The organism is Streptococcus mitis (assembly GCF_002096895.1).
In the GTDB taxonomy this organism is placed as follows: domain Bacteria; phylum Bacillota; class Bacilli; order Lactobacillales; family Streptococcaceae; genus Streptococcus; species Streptococcus mitis_AH.
Window position 1 is genome coordinate 120,392 of the sequence record NZ_NCVI01000018.1, and the last position, 21,183, is coordinate 141,574.

A 21,183-nucleotide genomic window follows, 5' to 3' on the forward strand; every position below is an offset into this window, starting at 1 on the left:
TGAGTTTTTTGAATTCAACCTAAAAATCCCCAATCGGAGCGATTGAGGATTAAGCAAATGAATATTAGACAATACCTTGTGCGATCATAGCATTTGCTACATTTTCAAAGGCAGCAATGTTAGCTCCTGCAAGGTAGTCTTTATCAAGACCATATGTTTCTGAAGTTGTTTTAGCTGTGTTGAAGATATTTGTCATGATATCTTTGAGACGTCCATCAACTTCTTCACGAGTCCATGAGAGGCGAAGACTGTTTTGGCTCATTTCAAGGGCTGAAACGGCTACACCACCAGCGTTGGCAGCTTTGGCAGGTCCGTAGAAGATACCATTTTCTTTGTAGACTTTGATGGCATCAAGGTCGCTTGGCATGTTGGCACCTTCAGATACACAGATAACGCCTTGAGCAACCAAACGTTTAGCTGCTTCACCGTTGATTTCGTTTTGAGTAGCACATGGAAGAGCAATGTCATAGTTTCCAGCGTAAGTCCATACAGAACCTTCGTGATATGTTGCAGTTGCTTTCTCAGCTGCATACTCAGTCAAACGAGCGCGACGTTTTTCTTTAACGTCAACCAAAAGATCGAAGTCGATACCATTTTCATCGATGACATAACCATTTGAGTCAGATACAGAGATAACAGTTGCACCAAGTTCAGTCGCTTTTTGAAGAGCGTATTGAGCAACGTTACCAGAACCTGAAATGACCACTTTCTTACCAGCAAAGCTGTTGCCGTTAGCTTTAAGCATTTCTTCAGTGTAGTAAACCAAACCGTAACCAGTTGCTTCTGGACGAATTAAGCTACCACCAAATCCAAGAGGTTTACCAGTCAAGACACCAGCATCAAATTGGTTAAGACGTTTGTATTGACCGTAAAGATAACCAATTTCACGTCCACCAACACCGATATCACCAGCAGGTACGTCAAGTGATGGTCCGATGTGTTTTTGCAATTCAGTCATGAAGCTTTGACAGAAGCGCATCACTTCAGCATCTGTTTTACCTTTAGGATCGAAGTCTGATCCACCTTTACCTCCACCGATAGGAAGTCCAGTCAAGACATTTTTAAAGATTTGTTCAAATCCGAGGAATTTCAAAATCCCTTGGTTTACAGTTGGGTGGAAACGAAGTCCGCCTTTGTATGGTCCAACAGCTGAGTTGAATTGAACACGGTAACCACGGTTTACTTGAATTTTTCCATCACGGTCAACCCAAGGAACACGGAAAGAAATCACGCGCTCTGGCTCGGTAATACGTGCCAAGATATTTTCTTCGATATACTCAGGGTGTTTTTCAAATACAGGTTCCAAAGTATTGAAAAATTCTTCAACAGCTTGTAGGAATTCAGCCTCGTGCCCGTTACGAGCTTTTACAGTTTCAAACACGCTTTGGATATATTCTTTAGCAGATGTCATATCGTTCTCCTTAAATTCTAATTTAATTATGTGTGTCATTATAGCAGAATTTTTTTTAACTGTAAAGAGAAAAACAAAAATTTTCTAAAAATTCTATCAATTTAGTTTTGAGGCTTTTTTAGAATAGATAAAAATACGAACGTTTTCTTGGAAATATCTTTCTAAAAGAGAAAATCTGAAAGTATGGTATAATATTAGCAATAAAAGGAATCCGGAGGATTAGAATCATGGTATCAACGAAAACACAAATTGCTGGTTTTGAGTTTGACAATTGCTTGATGAATGCAGCAGGTGTGGCTTGCATGACGATAGAGGAGCTGGAAGGAGTTAAAAACTCAGTGGCAGGAACCTTTATCACTAAGACAGCGACCTTGGACTTTCGTCAGGGAAATCCTGAGCCACGTTACCAAGATGTTCCACTTGGTTCTATCAACTCCATGGGATTACCAAATAATGGCTTAGACTATTATCTGGACTACCTTTTGGATTTGCAGGAAAAAGAGCCAAACCGAACTTTCTTCTTATCTTTGGTCGGCATGTCTCCAGAGGAAACCCATACTATCTTGAAAAAAGTCCAAGAGAGTGAATTTTGTGGTCTGACTGAGCTAAACCTTTCTTGTCCAAATGTTCCTGGTAAACCACAGATTGCCTATGATTTTGAGACAACTGACCGGATTTTGTCAGAAGTATTTGCCTACTTTACAAAACCTCTTGGAATTAAGCTCCCACCTTATTTTGATATTGTTCACTTTGACCAAGTGGCGGCTATTTTCAACAAATATCCGCTCAAGTTTGTCAACTGTGTCAACTCTATCGGAAACGGCCTTTATATAGAAGATGAGTCCGTCGTTATCCGTCCTAAAAATGGTTTCGGTGGCATTGGTGGGGAGTATATCAAACCAACAGCTCTAGCCAATGTTCATGCCTTTTATCAACGCTTAAACCCTCAAATCCAAATCATCGGAACTGGTGGCGTGTTGACTGGTCGTGATGCCTTTGAACATATCCTCTGTGGAGCAAGTATGGTGCAGGTAGGAACAACCCTTCATAAAGAAGGTGTTGGAGCTTTTGAACGCATTACCAATGAACTGAAAGCAATTATGGAGGAAAAAGGGTACGAAAGCCTAGAAGATTTCCGTGGGAAATTGTGCTATATTGATTAAATGAACTAAAAAGTTAGAAGAAAGGAGAGAAGATGTTAGCCATTGAAGAAAGTCAGAAGTTGACTTTATCAAATTTACCGAGCCTGAGCCTTTTTACAGGGACAGATCAGGGACAGTTTGAAGTTATGAAGAGTCAAGTATTGAAACAGATTGGTTATGATTCTGCTGACCTTAACTTTGCCTACTTTGATATGAAAGAAGTAGCTTACAAGGATGTGGAACTGGAGTTGGTCAGCCTTCCTTTCTTCGCGGATGAGAAAATCGTGATACTAGATCATTTTGTCGATATCACAACTGCTAAAAAACGCTTTTTGATAGATGATGAGCTCAAATCGTTTGAGGAATACCTTGATAACCCTTCACCAACAACCAAGTTGTTAATCTATGCAGAAGGAAAACTGGATAGTAAAAGACGATTGGTTAAATTACTTAAGCGTGATGCCAAGGTCTTTGATGCAGTAGAAGCAAAAGAACAAGAATTGCGCCAGTATTTCCAAAAGTGGAGCCAGAAACAAGGTTTGCAGTTTGCCAATAATTCTTTTGAAAATCTCCTCATCAAGTCGGGTTTTCAATTTAGCGAAATCCAGAAAAATCTCCTTTTTTTACAGTCCTATAAGGAAGACTCTGTTATCGAGGAAGAGGATATTGTCAATGCTATTCCCAAGACCTTGCAGGACAATATTTTTGATTTAACTCAGTTTATTCTGACTAAAAAGATGGACCAGGCGCGTGACTTGGTTAGAGATTTGACCTTGCAAGGTGAAGATGAAATCAAACTGATTGCAGTCATGCTAGGACAATTTCGGACTTTTACTCAGGTGAAAATTTTGGCGGAGTCTGGGCAAACAGAATCTCAGATTGCAAGTAGTCTAGGAAGTTTTCTCGGACGCAATCCAAATCCCTATCAGATTAAGTTTGCGCTGAGAGATTCAATAGGACTTTCCTTTAGCTTTTTGAAGCAAGCTATTTCCTATTTGATTGAGACAGACTATCAGATTAAAACAGGTCTTTATGAAAAAGGTTTCCTTTTTGAAAAGGCACTCCTACAGATTGCTAGTCAGGTAAATTGATATTTTTTGAAACTACAACCTGCGTCAGGATTAGCTTGTCGTGGGTTTCTTGCTGATTTGCTTGTTTTATACTCAATGAAAATCAAAGAGCAAACTAGGAAACTAGACGCAGGTTGCTCAAAGCGTTGCTTTGAGCTTGTAGATAAGACTGACGAAGTCAGCTCAAAACACTGTTTTGAGGTTGTGGATAGAACTGACGAAGTCAGCTCAAAACACTGTTTTGAGGTTGTAGATAAGACTGACGAAGTCAGTTACCTATACCTATGGCAAGGCGACGTTGATGCGGTTTGAAGAGATTTTCGAAGAGTATTATTAGAAAGTATTTCAGTGATTTCCTTATCTATAAGCAAAAAACTTGAAAAAAGTGAATGTTTGCGTTATCATTTTCATATAGAAAGAAAAAGAGGTATTACAGATGGCTATTATTTTACCAGATCTTCCATATGCATATGATGCTTTGGAACCATACATCGATGCGGAAACAATGCACTTGCACCATGACAAACACCATCAAACTTATGTCAACAATGCTAATGCAGCTCTTGAAAAACACCCTGAAATCGGTGAAGACCTTGAAGCCTTGCTTGCTGATGTAGAATCTATTCCAGCTGATATCCGTCAAGCACTTATCAACAACGGTGGCGGACACTTGAACCACGCTCTTTTCTGGGAATTGATGACTCCTGAAAAAACAGCTCCATCAGCAAAACTTGCAGCAGCAATCGATGCAACATTTGGTTCATTTGAAGAATTCCAAGCAGCCTTCACTGCAGCAGCAACAACTCGTTTTGGTTCAGGATGGGCATGGTTGGTTGTCAACAAAGAAGGGAAGCTTGAAGTGACTTCAACAGCAAACCAAGACACACCAATCTCAGAAGGTAAAAAACCAATCTTGGGCTTGGACGTTTGGGAACATGCTTATTACGTGAAATACCGCAACGTGCGTCCTGACTACATCAAAGCTTTCTTCTCAGTGATCAACTGGAATAAAGTAAATGAATTGTACGCAGCTGCTAAATAATGATAGTTGGAGGGAAGAATTGTTCTTCTCTTTTTAAGGTTATATTATTTTGGTCTGACAAAATCGTCAGACTTTTTTCATTTTTATGAGAAACGTGCTAAGTGCTAGAAATTATGGTAGAATAAAGTATTAAGTAATCGTGGAAAAAGGATATCTATGCGAAAAGAAATTGCACCTGAATTATACAACTATAACAAGTTTCCTGGTCCTGAGTTTCATTTACACGGGGACAAGGTAGAAACGGAAGGGCTAGCTTTTTCCTTGGTGGAAAATATCAAGGATGCCTTTGATGTGACGGCTTTTAATCAGCGTTTTTCAGAAGTCTTAACAAAGTTTGATTATATCGTGGGAGACTGGAGCAACGAACAGCTTCGCCTACGAGGTTTTTATAAGGATGACCGAACAGAAGAAAAACTTGAAAAAATCAGTCGTTTACAAGACTATCTTTTAGAGTATTGTAGTTATGGTTGTGCCTATTTTGTCCTAGAAAATGAAGCACCTAAGCGCGCATCATTTGACAAGAAAATGCGTAAGAAGGAAGAAGAAACACCTTCTAAAAAAGGAAAGAAATCGACTCAAACCAAACGAAAACCGAATGCAGATAAGAAAAATAGACGTCGTCAGAAGGACCAGCATTCTCAGAAAGAGGACAAGGGGCAACGTCATTTTGTCATTCGTCAGAAGTGAGTAGAGAATAAGGAGTAGAAATGAAACCGTCAATTTATAGTTTAACACGTCAAACCATGCAGGAATGGGTTTTGGAGCAGGGAGAAAAGAAATTCCGTGCAGATCAAATCTGGGAATGGCTTTACCGTAAACGTGTCCAGTCATTTGAAGAAATGACTAACCTTTCAAAGGATTTGATTGCTAAGCTTAATGACCAGTTTGTGGTCAATCCCTTGAAACAACGTATCGTTCAAGAGTCTGCTGATGGGACAGTTAAATATCTTTTTGAATTGCCAGATGGAATGCTGATTGAGACAGTACTCATGCGTCAACATTACGGTTTATCTGTCTGTGTGACCACTCAGGTCGGCTGTAATATCGGTTGTACCTTCTGTGCCTCTGGTTTGATTAAGAAACAACGTGACCTCAATAACGGTGAAATCGTAGCGCAAATCATGCTGGTTCAGAAATACTTTGATGAGCGTGGTCAGGACGAACGCGTCAGCCATATTGTTGTCATGGGAATTGGTGAGCCCTTTGATAACTACAATAATGTCTTGAATTTTGTTCGTACTATCAATGATGATAAAGGAATGGCCATCGGTGCTCGTCACATCACGGTTTCAACCTCAGGTTTGGCCCATAAAATTCGTGACTTTGCTAATGAAGGGGTTCAGGTCAATCTTGCCGTTTCCCTTCACGCACCTAACAATGAATTGCGCTCAAGCATCATGAAGATTAACCGTGCCTTTCCGATTGAGAAACTCTTTGCTGCTATTGAGTACTATATTGAGACAACCAACCGTCGTGTGACCTTTGAATACATCATGCTCAATGAAGTCAATGACGGTGTAGAACAAGCCTTGGAATTGGCTGAATTGCTCAAGAACATCAAGAAATTGTCTTATGTAAACTTGATTCCTTATAACCCAGTTAGTGAGCATGACCAATATAGCCGTAGTCCTAAAGAGCGCGTCCTGGCCTTCTATGATACGCTTAAGAAAAAAGGGGTTAACTGTGTTGTTCGTCAAGAGCATGGTACTGATATTGATGCAGCTTGTGGACAATTGCGTTCTAATACAATGAAACGTGACCGCCAGAAAGCAGTCGCAGCAGTCAATCCTTAATGATGAAGAAGACTTATAATCGTATTTTGGTCTGGGGAGTCATTTTCTATAGTATTTGTATCGTTTACTTTTGCTTTACTCCTCAAGAACATTCTCCCGTGGGGGTGGAAACTCCAGGTATTCAGCATCTTGGACGCCTGGTTTTTCTTTTGACTCCTTTCAATTCTCTCTGGAAACTGGGTGAGGTGAGTGACATAGGACAATTATGTTGGCTTTTTCTACAAAATATCCTCAATGTCTTCTTACTTTTTCCTCTGATTTTCCAACTCCTTTATCTCCTTCCAAATTTGCGTAAGACAAGAAAAGTGATCTTTTTCAGTTTTCTTATAAGCCTAGGAATTGAGTGTACGCAGTTAGTCTTAGATTTTTTCTTTGATTTTAATCGCGTCTTTGAGATTGATGATTTGTGGACCAATACCTTGGGTGGCTATCTGTCTTGGCTTCTCTATAAACAATTACATAAAAACAAGATAAGGAATTAAAATGAGTATTTTAGAAGTTAAAAATCTGAGTCATGGTTTTGGTGACCGTGCAATTTTTGAAGATGTGTCCTTCCGCCTCCTTAAGGGAGAACATATCGGTCTGGTCGGTGCCAATGGTGAAGGAAAATCAACCTTTATGAGCATTGTGACTGGTAAAATGCTGCCAGATGAAGGAAAGGTTGAGTGGTCCAAATATGTGACTGCGGGTTACTTGGATCAACACTCAGTCCTTGCTGAAGGGCAGTCGGTACGCGATGTTCTCCGTACAGCCTTTGATGAGCTTTTCAAAGCGGAAGCCCGGATCAATGACCTTTATATGGAAATGGCTGAAGATGGAGCGGATGTTGATGCTCTCATGGAAGAAGTGGGAGAACTTCAAGACCGTCTGGAGAGTCGTGATTTCTATACCTTGGATGCTAAGATTGATGAAGTAGCGCGCGCCCTTGGTGTCATGGACTTTGGCATGGATACGGATGTAACTTCTTTGTCAGGTGGGCAAAGAACCAAGGTGCTTTTGGCTAAACTCCTCCTTGAAAAGCCCGATATCTTGCTTTTGGACGAGCCGACCAACTACTTGGATGCTGAGCATATTGACTGGCTCAAGCGCTATCTCCAAAACTATGAGAATGCCTTTGTCCTTATTTCGCATGATATTCCATTCTTGAACGACGTGATTAATATTGTCTACCATGTGGAGAATCAACAGCTGACGCGTTATTCTGGTGATTACTACCAGTTCCAAGAAGTCTATGCTATGAAGAAATCTCAGCTAGAGGCAGCCTACGAACGTCAGCAGAAAGAGATTGCGGACCTCAAGGACTTCGTCGCTCGAAACAAAGCGCGTGTTGCAACACGAAATATGGCCATGTCTCGTCAGAAGAAATTGGATAAGATGGATATTATCGAACTGCAAAGTGAGAAACCAAAACCATCCTTTGATTTCAAACCGGCTCGTACACCAGGGCGCTTTATTTTCCAAGCCAAGGATTTGCAAATTGGTTATGATCGTCCTCTGACCAAGCCTTTAAATCTTACCTTTGAACGTAATCAAAAGGTTGCTATTATCGGGGCAAATGGCATCGGGAAAACAACTCTCTTGAAGTCCCTATTGGGCATTATTCCACCAATCGCTGGAGAGGTTGAACGTGGAGACTACCTAGAACTTGGCTACTTTGAACAAGAAGTAGAAGGTGGCAATCGTCAAACACCACTAGAGGCTGTTTGGAATGCCTTTCCAGCTCTCAACCAAGCAGAAGTTCGTGCAGCCCTTGCCCGTTGTGGTTTGACAACCAAGCATATTGAAAGCCAAATTCAGGTCTTGTCAGGTGGGGAACAAGCCAAGGTTCGTTTCTGTCTCTTGATGAATCGTGAAAACAATGTTTTAGTGCTGGACGAGCCGACCAACCACTTGGATGTGGATGCCAAGGATGAACTCAAACGCGCTCTTAAAGAATACAAGGGATCTATTCTTATGGTCTGCCACGAACCAGACTTCTATGAAGGCTGGATGGACCAAATCTGGGATTTTAATAATTTAACTTAAGAATGAGAGTAAAAGAAATACAGTACCGAATGTGGATACTGTATTTTTTTGGTTTTTAAGATTTAAAATTGTAATCTTTCACCACTTCGATGCTATCGATTGTGATAGCAGTAGTTGGCTTGTCTTTTTCATCTTTTTCGGCTTTAGCAATTTTATCTACAACATCCATACCGTCAATCACTTGACCAAAGACTGGGTGTTTGCCATCTAGACTAGGGTTTCCCCCTTCTTTATAGGCTTCGATAATTTTCTTTGGATACTTGCTTGTAGGGAGTTTAGCAGAGGTATCTGTAGAGTTTTGGTTGATGAAGAACTGGCTACCATTGGTGTTTGGTTGACCAGTATTAGCCATAGAAAGAGCACCACGGATGTTATAGAGATAAGGAGTAATCTCGTTTTTGAAACCAGTTCCCTTGTCTTTAGTCTTATCCTTGTCATGCCAGATGGACTGACCACCTGTACCGTCCCCTTTTGGATCTCCAGTTTGAACCATGAAGCCATCGATGACACGGTGGAAGGTAATGCCGTTATAGTAGCCTTCTTTGGCGTGAGTGAGGAAGTTTTCAACCGCTAGAGGAGCGAGTTTAGGGAATAGTTTGATACGGATATCTCCTTGACTTGTGTGTAGAATCACTTCAGCCTCGTCTTCAGCAACTTCTTTAGATAGTTGCGGGAAATTGGCGTTTTCGTTTGTTAAAGCATCGTTTAACTCCTTAGCAGATTGGGCAGCTGCTTTGGAACTTTCTTCAGCAGCAAGACTGGAATCAACATAGTCATCACCACGCAGACTGCGTTGGATGCTGCTACATCCAGCTAGAGCTACGGTGGACAGTAAAAGAAGGGTTGCTAGTTTTTTCATTCTATTCCTCTCAAAAATTTATTTCTACCATTGTACCCTAAAAGGAAGTGGATTTCAAATGTTAGTGACAAGACAGTTTAAGAGGAAGCCAACCAGAAAGTCGCTTGCTTAGGAGCATCAATGCCATAAGTGTATTCAAAGTATTTAGGGAATCAGATCTTAAGAAAGCTCGTAAAGTATCAAAATTAGTAAACGTCAATTAGAAAGAATTACTATATTTTAAAAGAGCACATTTTCAAAGGATTTTTTCTTTTGGCTTCAATTCCTAATTAGTCAATGAACTTAATACTAGGTCTCGAAAAGAATTATGCTTCCTCTTTATGTCTGAGTTCAAAGAGGTCTTCTACTTTCAGATTAAAAACTTGAGCAATTTTAAGAGCCATTTCCAGCGAAGGGTTGTAACGGTTATTTTCCAAGTGCAGAATTGTCTCGCGTCGCATGCCGATGAGGTCGGCTAACTCCTGCTGAGTCATGCCTGTGGACTCACGAACAGATTTGAGATTAGTAATAATATTGCTTTCTTTGGCCATGTTTATCCTCTACGTTCCAAGATAAGATAGACAACCGCAAAGATGCAAATCAAGACAGCTATGCTAATAAATATCTGTCCAATGTAAAGAGTGAGAGATCCCATATACCCAATGATAACTGCTAGAATCATCAGTGCGCCTAGTATAAAAACAAACATCAAGCTAGCTGCCTTGGCTAAATTAGCATAAAAGCGTTCGTCCGGAGTTTCCTTGACATTTTTTAAAGAGAAAAAACCAAATCCAATCATTTCAATAACGAGGCCAATTCCCAAAATCCATTCTTTAATACCCGAACTCACGCTTGGGGTCGCAACCCAAATCCCTACTGTATAAAAAATACTTGCTGCAAAAAAAAGTATCGTGTAAAGTTTAGCAGACAAGTCAAAAATAGTCTTTACCTTACTTTTCTGACTCTTATGAGGCCATGATTTCATATGTAGCCAGCCCCAAATAGCTACAATCTGACCTAACACTGAAATACCAGCAATAACTAATTTGGGTCCCCAACTAAGATTAGAACCAAATAAAACAGTAAAATCAATAAAGAGATCTACGGCAATCATTGAAATGAGGCCACGCATTTTTTGAATTTTTTTCATGATATACTCCTTTTTTGTGTTATAAATATATAACACTTAAATTTATGTTATAAATATATCACATTTAAATTTAGAAAGCAAGAATTTATGTGCCAAGGTGGCAATTATTTGAAAAAATTTTTTAATAAAAGCCCTTGATAGTCAAACAATTAAAGAATTCTTTGAAGCAATGCATCGGATTTGGTTTGGATAGTTTTGTTAATAATATTTGATGATAAAGAATTTTTGGAAAATCTAGATACTGTATGAATCTCTACTTTTTTCTTAGACTGTTATAAAGTCTGTCAGAATAAGCTTTATAGGTGTAGAAGTTAATTTTTACAGAACTAAACTATTCCCCTATTTATAATCTATTAATTCATATTTTATAAATTAATTAGTAGATATCATTCTTAAAATCCTTGATATTTCGCTTGGGAGCAGGCTTGGGATTTAGGAGCCAAGTATCCAAATCTCGTTCAGGCGATATGAAGGGCTTGACTTGATGGTCTTTATAAAATGTTTCTAAAATAGTATTCACGGATAGCCTCTTTCAAACATTTATTTCCTACTTCTAACAAATTTCTAAATGGTTTAAAAATTTTATAGTCTGTCAAGTTTTTTTCTTGACACCTGCCAGAAATCTGCTATAATAGAACATGTGCTAAATAGCTCAGCTATTTCACCGAAATAAAAAATAAGAAAAGAGACTTTAAAAATGGCAGTTAAAATCCGTTTGACTCGTATGGGTTCTAAGAAAAAACCTTTCTACCGTATCAACGTAGCAGATTCACGTTCACCACGTGACGGACGTTTCATTGAAACAGTTGGAACTTACAACCCACTTGTTGCTGAAAACCAAGTAACTTTGAAAGAAGACCGCGTTCTTGCATGGTTGGCTGATGGAGCTCAACCTTCAGACACAGTACGTAACATCCTTTCAAAAGAAGGCGTATTGAAAAAATTCCACGATTCTAAATTCTCAAAATAAGTTTAAAGTAGGTTGACAGATGGATACGATTGAAAATCTCATTATTGCGATTGTGAAACCCTTGATTTCACAACCAGATGCCTTAACTATCAAGATTGAAGATACACCAGAATTTTTGGAATATCATTTGGATCTTGATCAAAGCGATGTGGGTCGTGTAATCGGTCGTAAGGGTCGCACTATTTCTGCGATAAGAACGATTGTCTACTCTGTCCCAACTGAAGACAAAAAAGTAAGAATCGTTATTGACGAAAAATAAGAAGGGCGGGACGAATGTCTCGCTTTTTTTGTGTGGAGAAGTGTAAAATAGCATCCATCAAGTAACAGCATAATCGGGATTTGGAAGGATTTTTGAAGGGGGACTGGAAAAGAATGAACATTGATTGTATTTTAAACATAGATTGGGCAATGTACATTGATTGGTTATTGCGAATTTTACAGATTTCGACTTTTATAGGTGTAATTTTAAAAATTAGTTTTCAGAATAAGGCCTATATCAATAATATCGAAATTCAGGTAATTAAACCAATCGAATTTGATTCCTTACATACGAGATTTCATCATATATATGAGTTTAAACATGATGAAAATGATAAACATTATAACCATTTGATTTTTTATCCAAAGGAAGTTGATATTGAAATTATAGAATTTTATTCTTTAATCTATGATTCAAAAAGTAATCGTTTAGTTGATAATGATAAACTGCATACAGTTAAAAATTTAAAGAATTATACATGCTTATTGATTCATACAAATTTACCAGAGAATATGCCTAGTTTAAGAATGAAATGGAAAACAAGTCAGGGTGAAATTGGCGAGTATACATTTTATAGTAATATGTATAATGGGAATGTGAATATCTCATCTTTCAAATATAAATTAACATTAAAGAGGAAACTATTAGCACTTTTTGGACTATAGCGACCCCTCTATGTATCTTCCTCCAACTTGAGAAAATCCTTGGAACGTGTTAAAATAAAGGATAAGGATTTTTAATAATTCATTATATAGAACGAGTGGATTTCTTTATGAAGAGGATTGAAGTATCTACAGAAATTGGTAGTCTCTCTGTTACTTATCAAAAGCAAAAGAAAATGCTAGTTTGTTTAAGTGGCGCAGGTTTGCTACCAAGTTATGAAAATTTTTCACTTATACTCGAAAAACTTCCTCCCACAATTGGTTATTTGACAATTGATTTTCCAAACACAGGTAGAAGTCCGATTCATGACCAAGCTGGAAAAAATCTGGATAATCTTGCAGATGCGGTTTATGAAGTACTTGAAGAATTGGCGATTTCTGAATATATACTTTGTGTACATAGTTTGAGTGGAATTTTAGCTTGTAAATTGCTCAAGAAACCAATTAAGTGTCAGGCTTTAGTAGCAATTGAACCGACAACTAAAAACGTCATGTTTGCTGATTTTTCAGAAAATTCTTATCCAGAAATGGAAGAGCAGATGAGGCTGATTGACGAGTGTGGTCCTGAACTTTATTTTAAGAACTTAACTCAAGCAACATTTAGACCTGAAATTAATAAAGAAATCTGGGAAATAATGCAGGGAAAAGGCTCAGAGTTGGAAAATCAAGATCCAGGATTTCAAATATCTGGAGAGATTACTGAGGAAGATTTTGAGAATTTGTCGATAGAAACTTGTACCCCTGTATTTATTTTTTGTCAGCCTTATAGAGAAAAAGAGTACAGAGAATCAGAATATTGGACTTCCAATACTAAACTCATTTTAGGAGGGAATCACCATTATTTACAATGGTCAGAATCAGAAAAAATTGCGACTATTATTCGAGAATTGTTAGAATAAGATGGATAGAAATAAAGTACAGGAGACAAGATGAACTACTTTAATGTTGGGAAAATCGTCAATACGCAAGGATTGCAGGGTGAGATGCGAGTCTTGTCTGTGACGGATTTTGCAGAAGAACGGTTTAAAAAAGGTACTGAGCTGGCTTTGTTTGATGAAAAAGATCAGTTTGTTCAAACAGTGACCATCGCTAGCCACCGTAAACAGAAGAACTTTGACATTATTAAATTCAAAGATATGTACCATATCAACGCTATCGAAAAGTACAAGGGATACAGTCTCAAGGTTGCTGAGGAAGATTTGAATGACCTAGACGATGGTGAATTCTACTATCACGAGATTATCGGTTTGGAAGTCTATGAGGGTGATAACTTGATTGGAACCATCAAAGAAATCCTGCAACCAGGTGCTAACGATGTCTGGGTGGTCAAGCGAAAAGGCAAGCGTGATTTGCTCTTGCCTTATATCCCACCAGTGATTCTCAATGTTGATATTCCAAATAACCGAGTCGATGTGGAAATCTTAGAAGGGTTAGACGATGAAGATTGATATTTTAACCCTTTTTCCAGAGATGTTTTCTCCGCTAGAGCACTCAATCGTTGGAAAGGCTCGAGAAAAGGGGCTCTTGGATATCCAGTATCATAATTTTCGAGAAAATGCTGAAAAGGCCCGCCATGTCGACGATGAGCCCTACGGAGGCGGTCAGGGGATGTTGCTCCGAGCCCAACCCATTTTCGATGCCTTTGATGCTATTGAAAAGAAAAATCCGCGCGTCATTCTCCTCGATCCTGCTGGAAAGCAGTTTGATCAGGCTTATGCTGAGGATTTGGCTCAAGAGGAAGAGTTAATCTTTATCTGTGGGCACTATGAGGGTTATGATGAGCGTATTAAGACCTTGGTGACAGATGAGGTTTCTCTGGGAGACTATGTACTGACTGGTGGTGAGTTGGCAGCTATGACCATGATTGATGCTACGGTACGCCTGATTCCAGAAGTGATTGGCAAGGAGTCTAGCCACCAAGATGATAGTTTTTCTTCTGGGCTTCTCGAATATCCTCAGTACACACGTCCCTACGATTATCGAGGTATGGTTGTGCCAGATGTACTGATGAGTGGACACCATGAAAAGATTCGTCAGTGGCGCCTGTATGAGAGTTTAAAGAAAACCTATGAACGCAGACCGGATTTGCTTGAACATTATCAACTGACAGCAGAAGAAGAAAAAATGCTGGCAGAAATTAAAGAAAACAAAGAATAAAGGAGATACCTATGCAAGTAATCAAACGTGATGGAGAAATTGCTGAATTTAATCCAGATAAGATTTACCAAGCTATCTTAAAAGCAGCCCAGACTGTCTATGTATTGACAGATGATTTACGTCAAAACCTTGCACAAGTCACTAAGAAAGTGGTTTTGGATTTGGAAGAGGCCAAGGTGGAACGTGCTACCATCAGCATGATTCAGTCTATGGTTGAACATCGTTTACTGGGTGCAGGTTACATTACCATAGCAGAACACTACATTTCCTATCGTCTACAACGTGACTTGGAAAGAAGTGGTTATGGAGATCATATCGCGGTTCATTTACATTTTGAACAAATTCGCTAAGAAAAAAGAGTGGGATGAAGCAACTACATCTCACTCTTTCTTAAATCTATTTTTTTGGGCTGTTTGGACAGTTGAAGGGACAAATCGTAGGCGTTGAATATCGCTTATGCGGATAATACGGGTCACATTTTTAGCAAAATTTTTCACGATAATTTGCTGGCGTTGCTGATCGTATTTGATGATGTCACCTGTAAAACTTGTCTCAGACAAGATAAGGTGAACAGCAGTTTGTTTCTGGATAGCCTCTTCAATAGTAGCAGTTAGGGAGTTGGTTTCAGTCTGGTCAGGTTGGTCATGTCCATTTAAAAAGTCATGTATTTTATCTAGAACTTGCTGGAATTTATGTCTCATAGTGGCCTCCCTTCTTTTATATCAATATTATATAAAATTTTCCTAAAATCTACAAGATTTTACGAATAAACTAATGAAAGCTAAAAAAAGGAGAAGAAAATGGCAGAATTTACATTTGAAATCGAAGAGCACTTGTTGACTCTTTCTGAAAACGAAAAAGGTTGGACCAAGGAAATCAACCGTGTGAGCTTTAATGGTGCCCCTGCAAAGTTTGATATTCGTGCTTGGAGTCCAGATCATACTAAAATGGGCAAGGGAATTACCCTCTCTAATGAAGAATTTCAAACCATGGTGGATGCCTTTAAAGGCAACTAAGTTTTCAAAATGAAAGAAAAGGATATTGAGTTATGACAACTCGATATCCTTTTTTTAGTTGGTAAAGTAAGCCTGATTTTTAAGGCGTTGAAGTAGTGGATGACTAATAAGACTAATAGCAAGAAGTTTACCAAGGTCTGGAATGATAAAGGGAAAAACTCCTACAACAAGAGCTTTTTCAAATGGCATTCCAGCTAGGAAATGCAAGCTTAGAATCCCGCCGACAAAGACAAGGGCATCACCCAAGAGGTTTGCAAGAAAAATCTTGACAACTCCACTCTTGCTGTCAGTTAGAGATGAAGTAAGTCCAGAGTAAACGAGATAAAACCAAAGATAGCCTGCAGTAGGACCAACCAACGCCTGCAATCCAGCTCCCCCTCCTGCAAAGACAGGAAGACCGATAGCACCTAGAAGAAGATAGAGTCCAACAGAAAGTACAGCCTCTCTGGGTCTAAAGACAGTAGCAATCAAGCCGATTGCAAAGTTTTGCAGAGTGAAGGGAACAGGTCCAATTGGAAGAGTGATTTGTGCCAATACAGCAATGAGAGCAGCCCCAATAGCAGGGATAGCATAAACGTGAGCTTTTTTCAAAATAGTTAACCTCTTTTCTGATGTATAGTAACTATTATACTCGTAAGAACATTATTGTCAACCTGTTTTATAGAGCAAGGTAACAAAAACTGTAACGGCCGATTTTCCTGACTGGGTAAGTTGTTTTCATCATTTCGTAAATCATCAAAAAAGAAGCAGACACATTTGTATCAGCTTCTTTTATTTCGATTAACGCATGGTTACAAATTCTTCAGATGCAGTTGGGTGAATCGCTACAGTTGCATCAAAGTCAGCCTTGGTCGCTCCCATTTTGATAGCAACAGCAAATCCTTGAATCATTTCATCAACACCGTATCCAATTCCATGAAGTCCGACAACTTTTTCTTCTGAACCAGCTGTGATCAATTTGAAACGAGTTTCTTGACGGTTGCAAGTGCAAGCAGAGTACATAGAAGTAAAGCTTGATTTATAAACCTTGATTTGGTCTTGACCGTATTCTTTAATAGCTTGCTCTTCTGTCAAGCCAACAGTTCCGATAGCAGGGTGTGAAAAGACGACAGTTGGAATAGTTGTGTAGTCCATTTTTGCAGTTGTTTTGCCGTTAAAGAGACGTTCAGATAGGGTACGCCCAGCCTTGATAGCAACTGGAGTTAGTTCTTTTTCGCCTGTTACATCACCTAGAGCATAGATTCCCTCAACAACAGTATTTTGGTATTCATCTACTTGGATAAAGCCACGTTCATTCAGAGTCACTCCAGCTTTTTCAAGTTGCAAGTCCTTAACGTTTGGACGGCGACCAGTAGCCCAGATAACTTGGCTAGCTGTGTGACTAGTACCATCTTCGAAATGAATGGTAATGCCTTCAGCAGTTTTTTCTAACTTGGCAGGGACTTTGTGAGTATGAAGTGGCAAGTTTGTTCTTTCCATTTCCTTGACCAGACCTTCAACGATATAAGAATCAAAACCACGTAAAGGACGATCGCGGCGAACAAAGAGGTCTGTCTTGACACCAAAAGTGTGGAGCACGCCAGCCAATTCAACGGCAATATAACCCGCGCCTAAAATAGCAACTGACTCTGGCAATTCTTCCCAGGCAAATACATCATCAGAAGAGCCACCTAGCTCAGCACCAGGAATATTTGGAATACTTGGATGGGCACCAGTAGCAATCACGATATGTTTAGCACGAATCAACTCACCATTTACGCTAACAGTATGAGAATCTACAAATTCAGCATGACCTTCAATCAAGTCTACTCCGTTGCGTTTAAAACTGCCATCATAAGAAGAACGAGCGCGATCGATGTAGGCTTCACGATTGCGACGTAGGGTTGCAAAGTCAAAGTTAAGATCAGTAGTTTTAAAACCATAGTCTTCTCCAAATTGATGGAAAGTCTCAGCGATTTGCGCCCCGTACCACATGATTTTTTTAGGAACACAACCGACATTGACACATGTTCCGCCTAGTTTCTTTTCCTCAATAACGGCCGCTTTGGCTCCGTGTTCACCAGCACGGTTCATGGTAGCAATTCCTCCGCTACCTCCACCGATAGCAATGATATCATATTCTCTCATTGAAAACTCCTTTATACTCTTTTAAATAGTAGAGTGTCATTTTTTGATAGTCATATTCTATCTTTTTTTTGATGTGATTGCAAAAATCTGCTACGTTCAAAAAAAATAAAGAAAAGGCTTGCAAAAAAGAAAAATAAAGTGTATTATATAACTAGTACAACGATTGTAAAATAAATTCCGAACAATAATTAAATCCTGAAATGTCATTATTTCGTTCTGAAATGTTATTGTTTCAAATTGATAATTTTTGTATAATATTGTTAAGAACTTTAAATCAAAAAGGAGTTTCATTATGAAAAAGAATGGTAAAGCTAAAAAGTGGCAATTGTATGCAGCAATCGGTGCTGCAAGTGTGGTTGTATTGGGTGCTGGGGGCATTTTGCTCTTTAGACAACCTTCTCAGACTGCTGTAAAAGATGAGGCTACTCATCTTGTTGTTGCTAAAGAAGGAACCGTGGCATCCTCTGTTTTATTATCAGGGACAGTAACGGCAAAAAATGAACAATATGTTTATTTTGATGCTAGTAAGGGAGATTTAGATGAAATCCTTGTTTCTGTGGGGGATAAGGTTAGTGAAGGGCAGGCTTTAGTCAAGTACAGTAGTTCAGAAGCCCAGGCGGCCTATGATTCAGCTAGCCGAGCAGTAGCTAAGGCAGATCGTCATATCAATGAACTCAATCAAGCACGAAATGAAGCCGCTTCAGCTCCGGCTCCACAGTTACCAGCACCAGCAGGAGGCGAAGGAGCTGCAGGGCAAACTCCAGCTCCAGTCTCAGGAAATGCAGTTTCATCTATTGATGCACAACTAGGTGATGCCCGTGATGCTCGTGCAGATGCAGAAGCGCAATTAAGTAAGGCTCAAAGTCAGTTGGATGCCATGACGGTTCTCAGTACCCTGGAGGGAACTGTGGTTGAAGTCAACCACAATGTTTCTAAATCTCCAACAGGAGCTAGTCAAGTAGTCGTTCATGTCGTAAGTAATGAAAACTTGCAAGTTAAGGGTGAACTATCTGAATATAACCTTGCCAACCTCTCTGTAGGACAAGAAGTAACCTTTACTTCTAAAGTTTACCAAGATAAGAGCTGGACAGGTAAGATTAGCTATATCTCTGACTATCCTAAAACTAGTGGTGAAGCAGCAAGTGCAGCTACTGCCGCAACAGGTGGTAATTCTGGTTCTAAATATCCATATACCATCGATGTTACAAGTGAAATCGGTGATTTGAAACAAGGATTCTCAGTAAGTGTTGAGGTTAAGAATAAGAGTAAAGCCATTTTGGTTCCTCTAACAAGTGTTGTGACTGAAAATGATAAGAACTATGTCTGGGTGCTTGACGAGCAGAAAAAGGCCAAGAAAGTGGAAGTTGGTTTGGGCAATGCTGATGCAGACAACCAAGAAATCACTTCAGGTCTGACAAATGGAGTCAAGGTCATCAGTAACCCAACGTCTTCTCTAGAGGAAGGAAAAGAGGTGAAGGCTGATGAAGCAACTAATTAGTCTAAAAAATATCTGCAGAAGCTACCGTAACGGTGACCAAGAACTGCAGGTTCTCAAAAATATCAACCTAGAAGTGAATGAGGGTGAATTTGTTGCCATCATGGGACCATCTGGTTCGGGTAAGTCTACTCTCATGAATACGATTGGTATGTTGGATACACCAACCAGTGGAGAATATTATCTTGAAGGCCAAGAAGTAGCTGGACTTGGTGAAAAACAACTAGCCAAGGTCCGTAACCAACAAATCGGATTTGTCTTTCAGCAGTTCTTTCTTCTATCTAAACTTAATGCTCTGCAAAACGTAGAATTGCCCTTGATTTACGCGGGAGTTTCATCTTCAAAACGTCGCAAGTTAGCTGAGGAATATTTAGATAAGGTTGAATTGACAGAACGCAGTCACCATTTGCCTTCAGAATTATCTGGTGGTCAAAAGCAACGTGTGGCTATTGCGCGTGCCTTGGTAAACAATCCTTCTATTATCCTAGCGGACGAACCGACAGGAGCCTTGGATACCAAAACAGGGAACCAAATTATGCAACTATTGGTTGAGTTGAACAAAGAAGGAAAAACCATTATCATGGTAACGCATGAGCCTGAAATCGCTGCTTATGCTAAACGCCAGATTGTCATTCGAGATGGAGTTATTTCGTCTGACAGTTCGCAGTTAGAGAAGGAGGAAAACTAAGATGCAGAATCTGAAATTTGCCTTTTCATCTATCATGGCCCACAAGATGCGCTCTTTTCTCACTATGATTGGGATTATCATTGGTGTTTCATCAGTTGTTGTTATTATGGCTCTGGGGGATTCCATGTCTCGTCAGGTCAATAAAAATATGACCAAGTCACAGAAGAATATCCATGTTTTTTTCTCACCTATTAAAAGTAAAGATGGCTCTTTTACCCAAAAACAATCAGCATTGACAGTTTCTGGGAAAGAAGAGGAAGTTCCTGTGGAACCACCAAAACCACAAGAAGCTTGGGTCAAGGAGGCTGCTAAAGTTAAAGGTGTAGATAGTTACTATGTAACCAACTCGACCAATACCACCTTGTCTTATAAAGACAAAAAAGTGGAGCGTGCTAGCTTGACAGGTGGAAATATTACTTACATGAAGGCGGTTGAAAATGAAATTGTTGCAGGCCGCAGTCTCATAGCTCAGGATTATAAAGATGTGGCCAGTGTCATTTTGCTAGACCAAGAACTTGCTAATAGCCTGTTTGGATCTGCTCAAGAAGCTGTTAACCAGGTTATAGATGTTGGTGGCTTTAGCTATCGTGTCATTGGTGTCTATACCAGCGATGAGGCCAAGACTGCCAAGACTTTTGGTATTGGTGGACTTCCAATTACGACTAATATTTCTCTTGCCAATAACTTCAATATGGATGAAATTTCTGATATTGTCTTCCGTGTCAATGATACAAGTTTGACACCAACAGTGGGACCAGAATTAGCTAGAAAATTGACCGAGATTGCTGGTCTTCAGCAAGGGGAGTATCAGGTGTCAGATGCGACTGCAGCCTTCCAAGAAGTACAACAAATGTTCGGTTTTATAACTACGATTATTAGTGCCATTGCAGGAATTTCACTTTTTGTTGGAGGGACTGGTGTTATGAACATCATGCTGGTTTCGGTGACGGAGCGTACGCGTGAGATTGGTCTCCGTAAGGCTTTGGGTGCAACGCGTGCCAATATTTTAATTCAGTTTTTGATTGAATCCATGATTTTGACCTTGCTTGGTGGAGTTATTGGTCTAACCATTGCGACAGGCTTAACAGCTATAGCTGGTCTACTCTTGCAAGGATTGATTGCGGGTATAGAAGTAGGAGTGTCAATCCCGGTTGCCCTATTTAGTCTTGCAGTTTCGGCTAGCGTTGGTATGATTTTTGGAGTCTTGCCAGCCAACAAGGCATCGAAACTTGATCCAATTGAAGCCCTTCGTTATGAATAAGATCAACAAGATGGACACTCGTCTATCTTGTTTTTGTATGGATTTCCCTATCGAAAATCAGTAAAAATGTGATATAA

General features: G+C 39.5%; 26 protein-coding genes. 18 read left to right on the forward strand and 8 right to left on the reverse strand.

Annotated elements, in window-relative coordinates:
• Positions 1-64 precede the first annotated feature (64 nt).
• Positions 65-1,411 carry an NADP-specific glutamate dehydrogenase gene (gene gdhA, locus B7697_RS03435; protein ID WP_050108763.1) on the reverse strand — a complete coding sequence of 449 codons (1,347 nt, stop codon included), beginning with the start codon at positions 1,409-1,411 and terminating at the stop codon, positions 65-67.
• Between the two features lie 227 nt (positions 1,412-1,638).
• On the opposite strand from gdhA, the gene B7697_RS03440 reads away from it, so the two are divergent.
• From B7697_RS03440 to B7697_RS03475, 7 genes are all read left to right on the forward strand, one after another.
• On the forward strand, positions 1,639-2,574 hold the full coding sequence (locus B7697_RS03440; RefSeq protein ID WP_084950370.1) for a dihydroorotate oxidase: 936 nt from the start codon (positions 1,639-1,641) through the stop codon (positions 2,572-2,574).
• Between the two features lie 32 nt (positions 2,575-2,606).
• The gene (gene holA, locus B7697_RS03445) at positions 2,607-3,644 is read left to right on the forward strand and encodes a DNA polymerase III subunit delta (RefSeq protein ID WP_084950372.1); all 1,038 of its coding nucleotides are present in this window, start codon (positions 2,607-2,609) and stop codon (positions 3,642-3,644) included.
• Between the two features lie 415 nt (positions 3,645-4,059).
• The gene (gene sodA / locus B7697_RS03455; protein WP_084950373.1) at positions 4,060-4,665 is read left to right on the forward strand and encodes a superoxide dismutase SodA; all 606 of its coding nucleotides are present in this window, start codon (positions 4,060-4,062) and stop codon (positions 4,663-4,665) included.
• A gap of 156 nt (positions 4,666-4,821) precedes the next feature.
• Positions 4,822-5,352: a YutD family protein gene (locus B7697_RS03460; RefSeq protein ID WP_084950375.1), complete on the forward strand. Its 531-nt coding sequence runs from the start codon at positions 4,822-4,824 to the stop codon at positions 5,350-5,352.
• A gap of 20 nt (positions 5,353-5,372) precedes the next feature.
• A complete protein-coding gene (gene rlmN, locus B7697_RS03465) occupies positions 5,373-6,458 on the forward strand; it encodes a dual-specificity RNA methyltransferase RlmN (protein WP_000804760.1) in 1,086 nt (361 codons plus the stop codon).
• Entirely contained in the window at positions 6,458-6,940 is a 483-nt protein-coding gene (locus B7697_RS03470) for a VanZ family protein (protein WP_084950376.1), read from the forward strand. The genes rlmN and B7697_RS03470 overlap by 1 nt, the downstream gene beginning before the upstream one ends.
• 1 nt (position 6,941) lies before the next feature.
• A complete protein-coding gene (locus B7697_RS03475; protein ID WP_000025378.1) occupies positions 6,942-8,483 on the forward strand; it encodes an ABC-F family ATP-binding cassette domain-containing protein in 1,542 nt (513 codons plus the stop codon).
• Between the two features lie 55 nt (positions 8,484-8,538).
• Here B7697_RS03475 and B7697_RS03480 read toward each other — a convergent pair whose 3' ends face one another.
• From B7697_RS03480 to B7697_RS09355, 4 genes are all read right to left on the reverse strand, one after another.
• Positions 8,539-9,342, reverse strand: coding sequence for a peptidylprolyl isomerase (locus B7697_RS03480; protein WP_023946405.1), 804 nt, complete (start codon positions 9,340-9,342; stop codon positions 8,539-8,541).
• A 305-nt stretch (positions 9,343-9,647) separates the two neighbouring features.
• On the reverse strand, positions 9,648-9,872 hold the full coding sequence (locus tag B7697_RS03485) for a helix-turn-helix transcriptional regulator (RefSeq protein ID WP_023946407.1): 225 nt from the start codon (positions 9,870-9,872) through the stop codon (positions 9,648-9,650).
• Positions 9,873-9,874: 2 nt separating this feature from the next.
• Positions 9,875-10,471 carry a hypothetical protein gene (locus B7697_RS03490; protein WP_084950378.1) on the reverse strand — a complete coding sequence of 199 codons (597 nt, stop codon included), beginning with the start codon at positions 10,469-10,471 and terminating at the stop codon, positions 9,875-9,877.
• Positions 10,472-10,847: 376 nt separating this feature from the next.
• On the reverse strand, positions 10,848-10,991 hold the full coding sequence (locus B7697_RS09355; RefSeq protein ID WP_192851466.1) for a hypothetical protein: 144 nt from the start codon (positions 10,989-10,991) through the stop codon (positions 10,848-10,850).
• A gap of 177 nt (positions 10,992-11,168) precedes the next feature.
• On the opposite strand from B7697_RS09355, the gene rpsP reads away from it, so the two are divergent.
• From rpsP to B7697_RS03530, 7 genes are all read left to right on the forward strand, one after another.
• On the forward strand, positions 11,169-11,441 hold the full coding sequence (rpsP, locus tag B7697_RS03495) for a 30S ribosomal protein S16 (protein ID WP_000268760.1): 273 nt from the start codon (positions 11,169-11,171) through the stop codon (positions 11,439-11,441).
• A gap of 19 nt (positions 11,442-11,460) precedes the next feature.
• A complete protein-coding gene (gene kphA / locus B7697_RS03500) occupies positions 11,461-11,700 on the forward strand; it encodes an RNA-binding protein KphA (RefSeq protein ID WP_000379617.1) in 240 nt (79 codons plus the stop codon).
• 113 nt (positions 11,701-11,813) lie between these two features.
• Entirely contained in the window at positions 11,814-12,365 is a 552-nt protein-coding gene (locus tag B7697_RS03510) for a hypothetical protein (protein ID WP_004239319.1), read from the forward strand.
• A 107-nt stretch (positions 12,366-12,472) separates the two neighbouring features.
• The gene (locus tag B7697_RS03515) at positions 12,473-13,261 is read left to right on the forward strand and encodes an alpha/beta fold hydrolase (RefSeq protein ID WP_084950380.1); all 789 of its coding nucleotides are present in this window, start codon (positions 12,473-12,475) and stop codon (positions 13,259-13,261) included.
• Between the two features lie 30 nt (positions 13,262-13,291).
• Positions 13,292-13,810 (forward strand): ribosome maturation factor RimM, encoded by a 519-nt coding sequence (gene rimM / locus B7697_RS03520; protein WP_001105912.1) that lies wholly within the window; start codon positions 13,292-13,294, stop codon positions 13,808-13,810.
• On the forward strand, positions 13,800-14,519 hold the full coding sequence (gene trmD, locus B7697_RS03525; protein ID WP_000686917.1) for a tRNA (guanosine(37)-N1)-methyltransferase TrmD: 720 nt from the start codon (positions 13,800-13,802) through the stop codon (positions 14,517-14,519). The genes rimM and trmD overlap by 11 nt, the downstream gene beginning before the upstream one ends.
• 11 nt (positions 14,520-14,530) lie before the next feature.
• Positions 14,531-14,869 carry an ATP cone domain-containing protein gene (locus B7697_RS03530; RefSeq protein ID WP_001196040.1) on the forward strand — a complete coding sequence of 113 codons (339 nt, stop codon included), beginning with the start codon at positions 14,531-14,533 and terminating at the stop codon, positions 14,867-14,869.
• 30 nt (positions 14,870-14,899) lie between these two features.
• Here the strand turns inward: B7697_RS03530 and B7697_RS03535 are convergent, their stop codons facing one another.
• The gene (locus tag B7697_RS03535) at positions 14,900-15,220 is read right to left on the reverse strand and encodes a hypothetical protein (protein ID WP_084888448.1); all 321 of its coding nucleotides are present in this window, start codon (positions 15,218-15,220) and stop codon (positions 14,900-14,902) included.
• A 99-nt stretch (positions 15,221-15,319) separates the two neighbouring features.
• On the opposite strand from B7697_RS03535, the gene B7697_RS03540 reads away from it, so the two are divergent.
• Positions 15,320-15,535, forward strand: a complete 216-nt coding sequence (locus B7697_RS03540) for a YdbC family protein (protein WP_000807422.1) — start codon at positions 15,320-15,322, stop codon at positions 15,533-15,535.
• A gap of 54 nt (positions 15,536-15,589) precedes the next feature.
• Here B7697_RS03540 and B7697_RS03545 read toward each other — a convergent pair whose 3' ends face one another.
• Both B7697_RS03545 and gor read right to left on the reverse strand, forming a co-directional pair.
• Positions 15,590-16,126 carry a biotin transporter BioY gene (locus B7697_RS03545; RefSeq protein ID WP_084947564.1) on the reverse strand — a complete coding sequence of 179 codons (537 nt, stop codon included), beginning with the start codon at positions 16,124-16,126 and terminating at the stop codon, positions 15,590-15,592.
• A 189-nt stretch (positions 16,127-16,315) separates the two neighbouring features.
• Positions 16,316-17,662, reverse strand: coding sequence for a glutathione-disulfide reductase (gene gor / locus B7697_RS03550; protein WP_077805275.1), 1,347 nt, complete (start codon positions 17,660-17,662; stop codon positions 16,316-16,318).
• 289 nt (positions 17,663-17,951) lie between these two features.
• Here gor and B7697_RS03555 point away from each other — a divergent pair, with 289 nt between their 5' ends.
• From B7697_RS03555 to B7697_RS03565, 3 genes are read left to right on the forward strand one after another with little or no spacing between them, the layout of a single operon-like run.
• Positions 17,952-19,160: an efflux RND transporter periplasmic adaptor subunit gene (locus B7697_RS03555; RefSeq protein WP_192851469.1), complete on the forward strand. Its 1,209-nt coding sequence runs from the start codon at positions 17,952-17,954 to the stop codon at positions 19,158-19,160.
• Complete coding sequence (locus tag B7697_RS03560; protein ID WP_084950384.1) at positions 19,144-19,845, forward strand: ABC transporter ATP-binding protein; 702 nt, start codon at positions 19,144-19,146, stop codon at positions 19,843-19,845. The genes B7697_RS03555 and B7697_RS03560 overlap by 17 nt, the downstream gene beginning before the upstream one ends.
• Before the next feature lies 1 nt (position 19,846).
• Positions 19,847-21,106, forward strand: coding sequence for an ABC transporter permease (locus B7697_RS03565; protein WP_084950386.1), 1,260 nt, complete (start codon positions 19,847-19,849; stop codon positions 21,104-21,106).
• Positions 21,107-21,183 lie beyond the last annotated feature (77 nt).

What these genes read in the sequence shown, in the direction of transcription:
- B7697_RS03510 (WP_004239319.1), top strand. Translation starts at nt 11,814, where the DNA reads ATGAACATTGATTGTATTTTAAACATAGATTGGGCAATGTACATTGAT.
- B7697_RS03530 (WP_001196040.1), top strand. Translation starts at nt 14,531, where the DNA reads ATGCAAGTAATCAAACGTGATGGAGAAATTGCTGAATTTAATCCAGAT.
- rimM (WP_001105912.1), top strand. Translation starts at nt 13,292, where the DNA reads ATGAACTACTTTAATGTTGGGAAAATCGTCAATACGCAAGGATTGCAG.
- B7697_RS03485 (WP_023946407.1), bottom strand. Translation starts at nt 9,872, where the DNA reads ATGGCCAAAGAAAGCAATATTATTACTAATCTCAAATCTGTTCGTGAG.
- sodA (WP_084950373.1), top strand. Translation starts at nt 4,060, where the DNA reads ATGGCTATTATTTTACCAGATCTTCCATATGCATATGATGCTTTGGAA.
- B7697_RS03440 (WP_084950370.1), top strand. Translation starts at nt 1,639, where the DNA reads ATGGTATCAACGAAAACACAAATTGCTGGTTTTGAGTTTGACAATTGC.
- trmD (WP_000686917.1), top strand. Translation starts at nt 13,800, where the DNA reads ATGAAGATTGATATTTTAACCCTTTTTCCAGAGATGTTTTCTCCGCTA.
- gor (WP_077805275.1), bottom strand. Translation starts at nt 17,662, where the DNA reads ATGAGAGAATATGATATCATTGCTATCGGTGGAGGTAGCGGAGGAATT.
- B7697_RS03475 (WP_000025378.1), top strand. Translation starts at nt 6,942, where the DNA reads ATGAGTATTTTAGAAGTTAAAAATCTGAGTCATGGTTTTGGTGACCGT.
- B7697_RS03560 (WP_084950384.1), top strand. Translation starts at nt 19,144, where the DNA reads ATGAAGCAACTAATTAGTCTAAAAAATATCTGCAGAAGCTACCGTAAC.
- holA (WP_084950372.1), top strand. Translation starts at nt 2,607, where the DNA reads ATGTTAGCCATTGAAGAAAGTCAGAAGTTGACTTTATCAAATTTACCG.
- B7697_RS03515 (WP_084950380.1), top strand. Translation starts at nt 12,473, where the DNA reads ATGAAGAGGATTGAAGTATCTACAGAAATTGGTAGTCTCTCTGTTACT.
- rpsP (WP_000268760.1), top strand. Translation starts at nt 11,169, where the DNA reads ATGGCAGTTAAAATCCGTTTGACTCGTATGGGTTCTAAGAAAAAACCT.
- gdhA (WP_050108763.1), bottom strand. Translation starts at nt 1,411, where the DNA reads ATGACATCTGCTAAAGAATATATCCAAAGCGTGTTTGAAACTGTAAAA.
- B7697_RS03460 (WP_084950375.1), top strand. Translation starts at nt 4,822, where the DNA reads ATGCGAAAAGAAATTGCACCTGAATTATACAACTATAACAAGTTTCCT.
- B7697_RS03480 (WP_023946405.1), bottom strand. Translation starts at nt 9,342, where the DNA reads ATGAAAAAACTAGCAACCCTTCTTTTACTGTCCACCGTAGCTCTAGCT.
- B7697_RS03535 (WP_084888448.1), bottom strand. Translation starts at nt 15,220, where the DNA reads ATGAGACATAAATTCCAGCAAGTTCTAGATAAAATACATGACTTTTTA.
- B7697_RS03470 (WP_084950376.1), top strand. Translation starts at nt 6,458, where the DNA reads ATGATGAAGAAGACTTATAATCGTATTTTGGTCTGGGGAGTCATTTTC.
- B7697_RS03490 (WP_084950378.1), bottom strand. Translation starts at nt 10,471, where the DNA reads ATGAAAAAAATTCAAAAAATGCGTGGCCTCATTTCAATGATTGCCGTA.
- B7697_RS03540 (WP_000807422.1), top strand. Translation starts at nt 15,320, where the DNA reads ATGGCAGAATTTACATTTGAAATCGAAGAGCACTTGTTGACTCTTTCT.
- rlmN (WP_000804760.1), top strand. Translation starts at nt 5,373, where the DNA reads ATGAAACCGTCAATTTATAGTTTAACACGTCAAACCATGCAGGAATGG.
- B7697_RS03565 (WP_084950386.1), top strand. Translation starts at nt 19,847, where the DNA reads ATGCAGAATCTGAAATTTGCCTTTTCATCTATCATGGCCCACAAGATG.
- kphA (WP_000379617.1), top strand. Translation starts at nt 11,461, where the DNA reads ATGGATACGATTGAAAATCTCATTATTGCGATTGTGAAACCCTTGATT.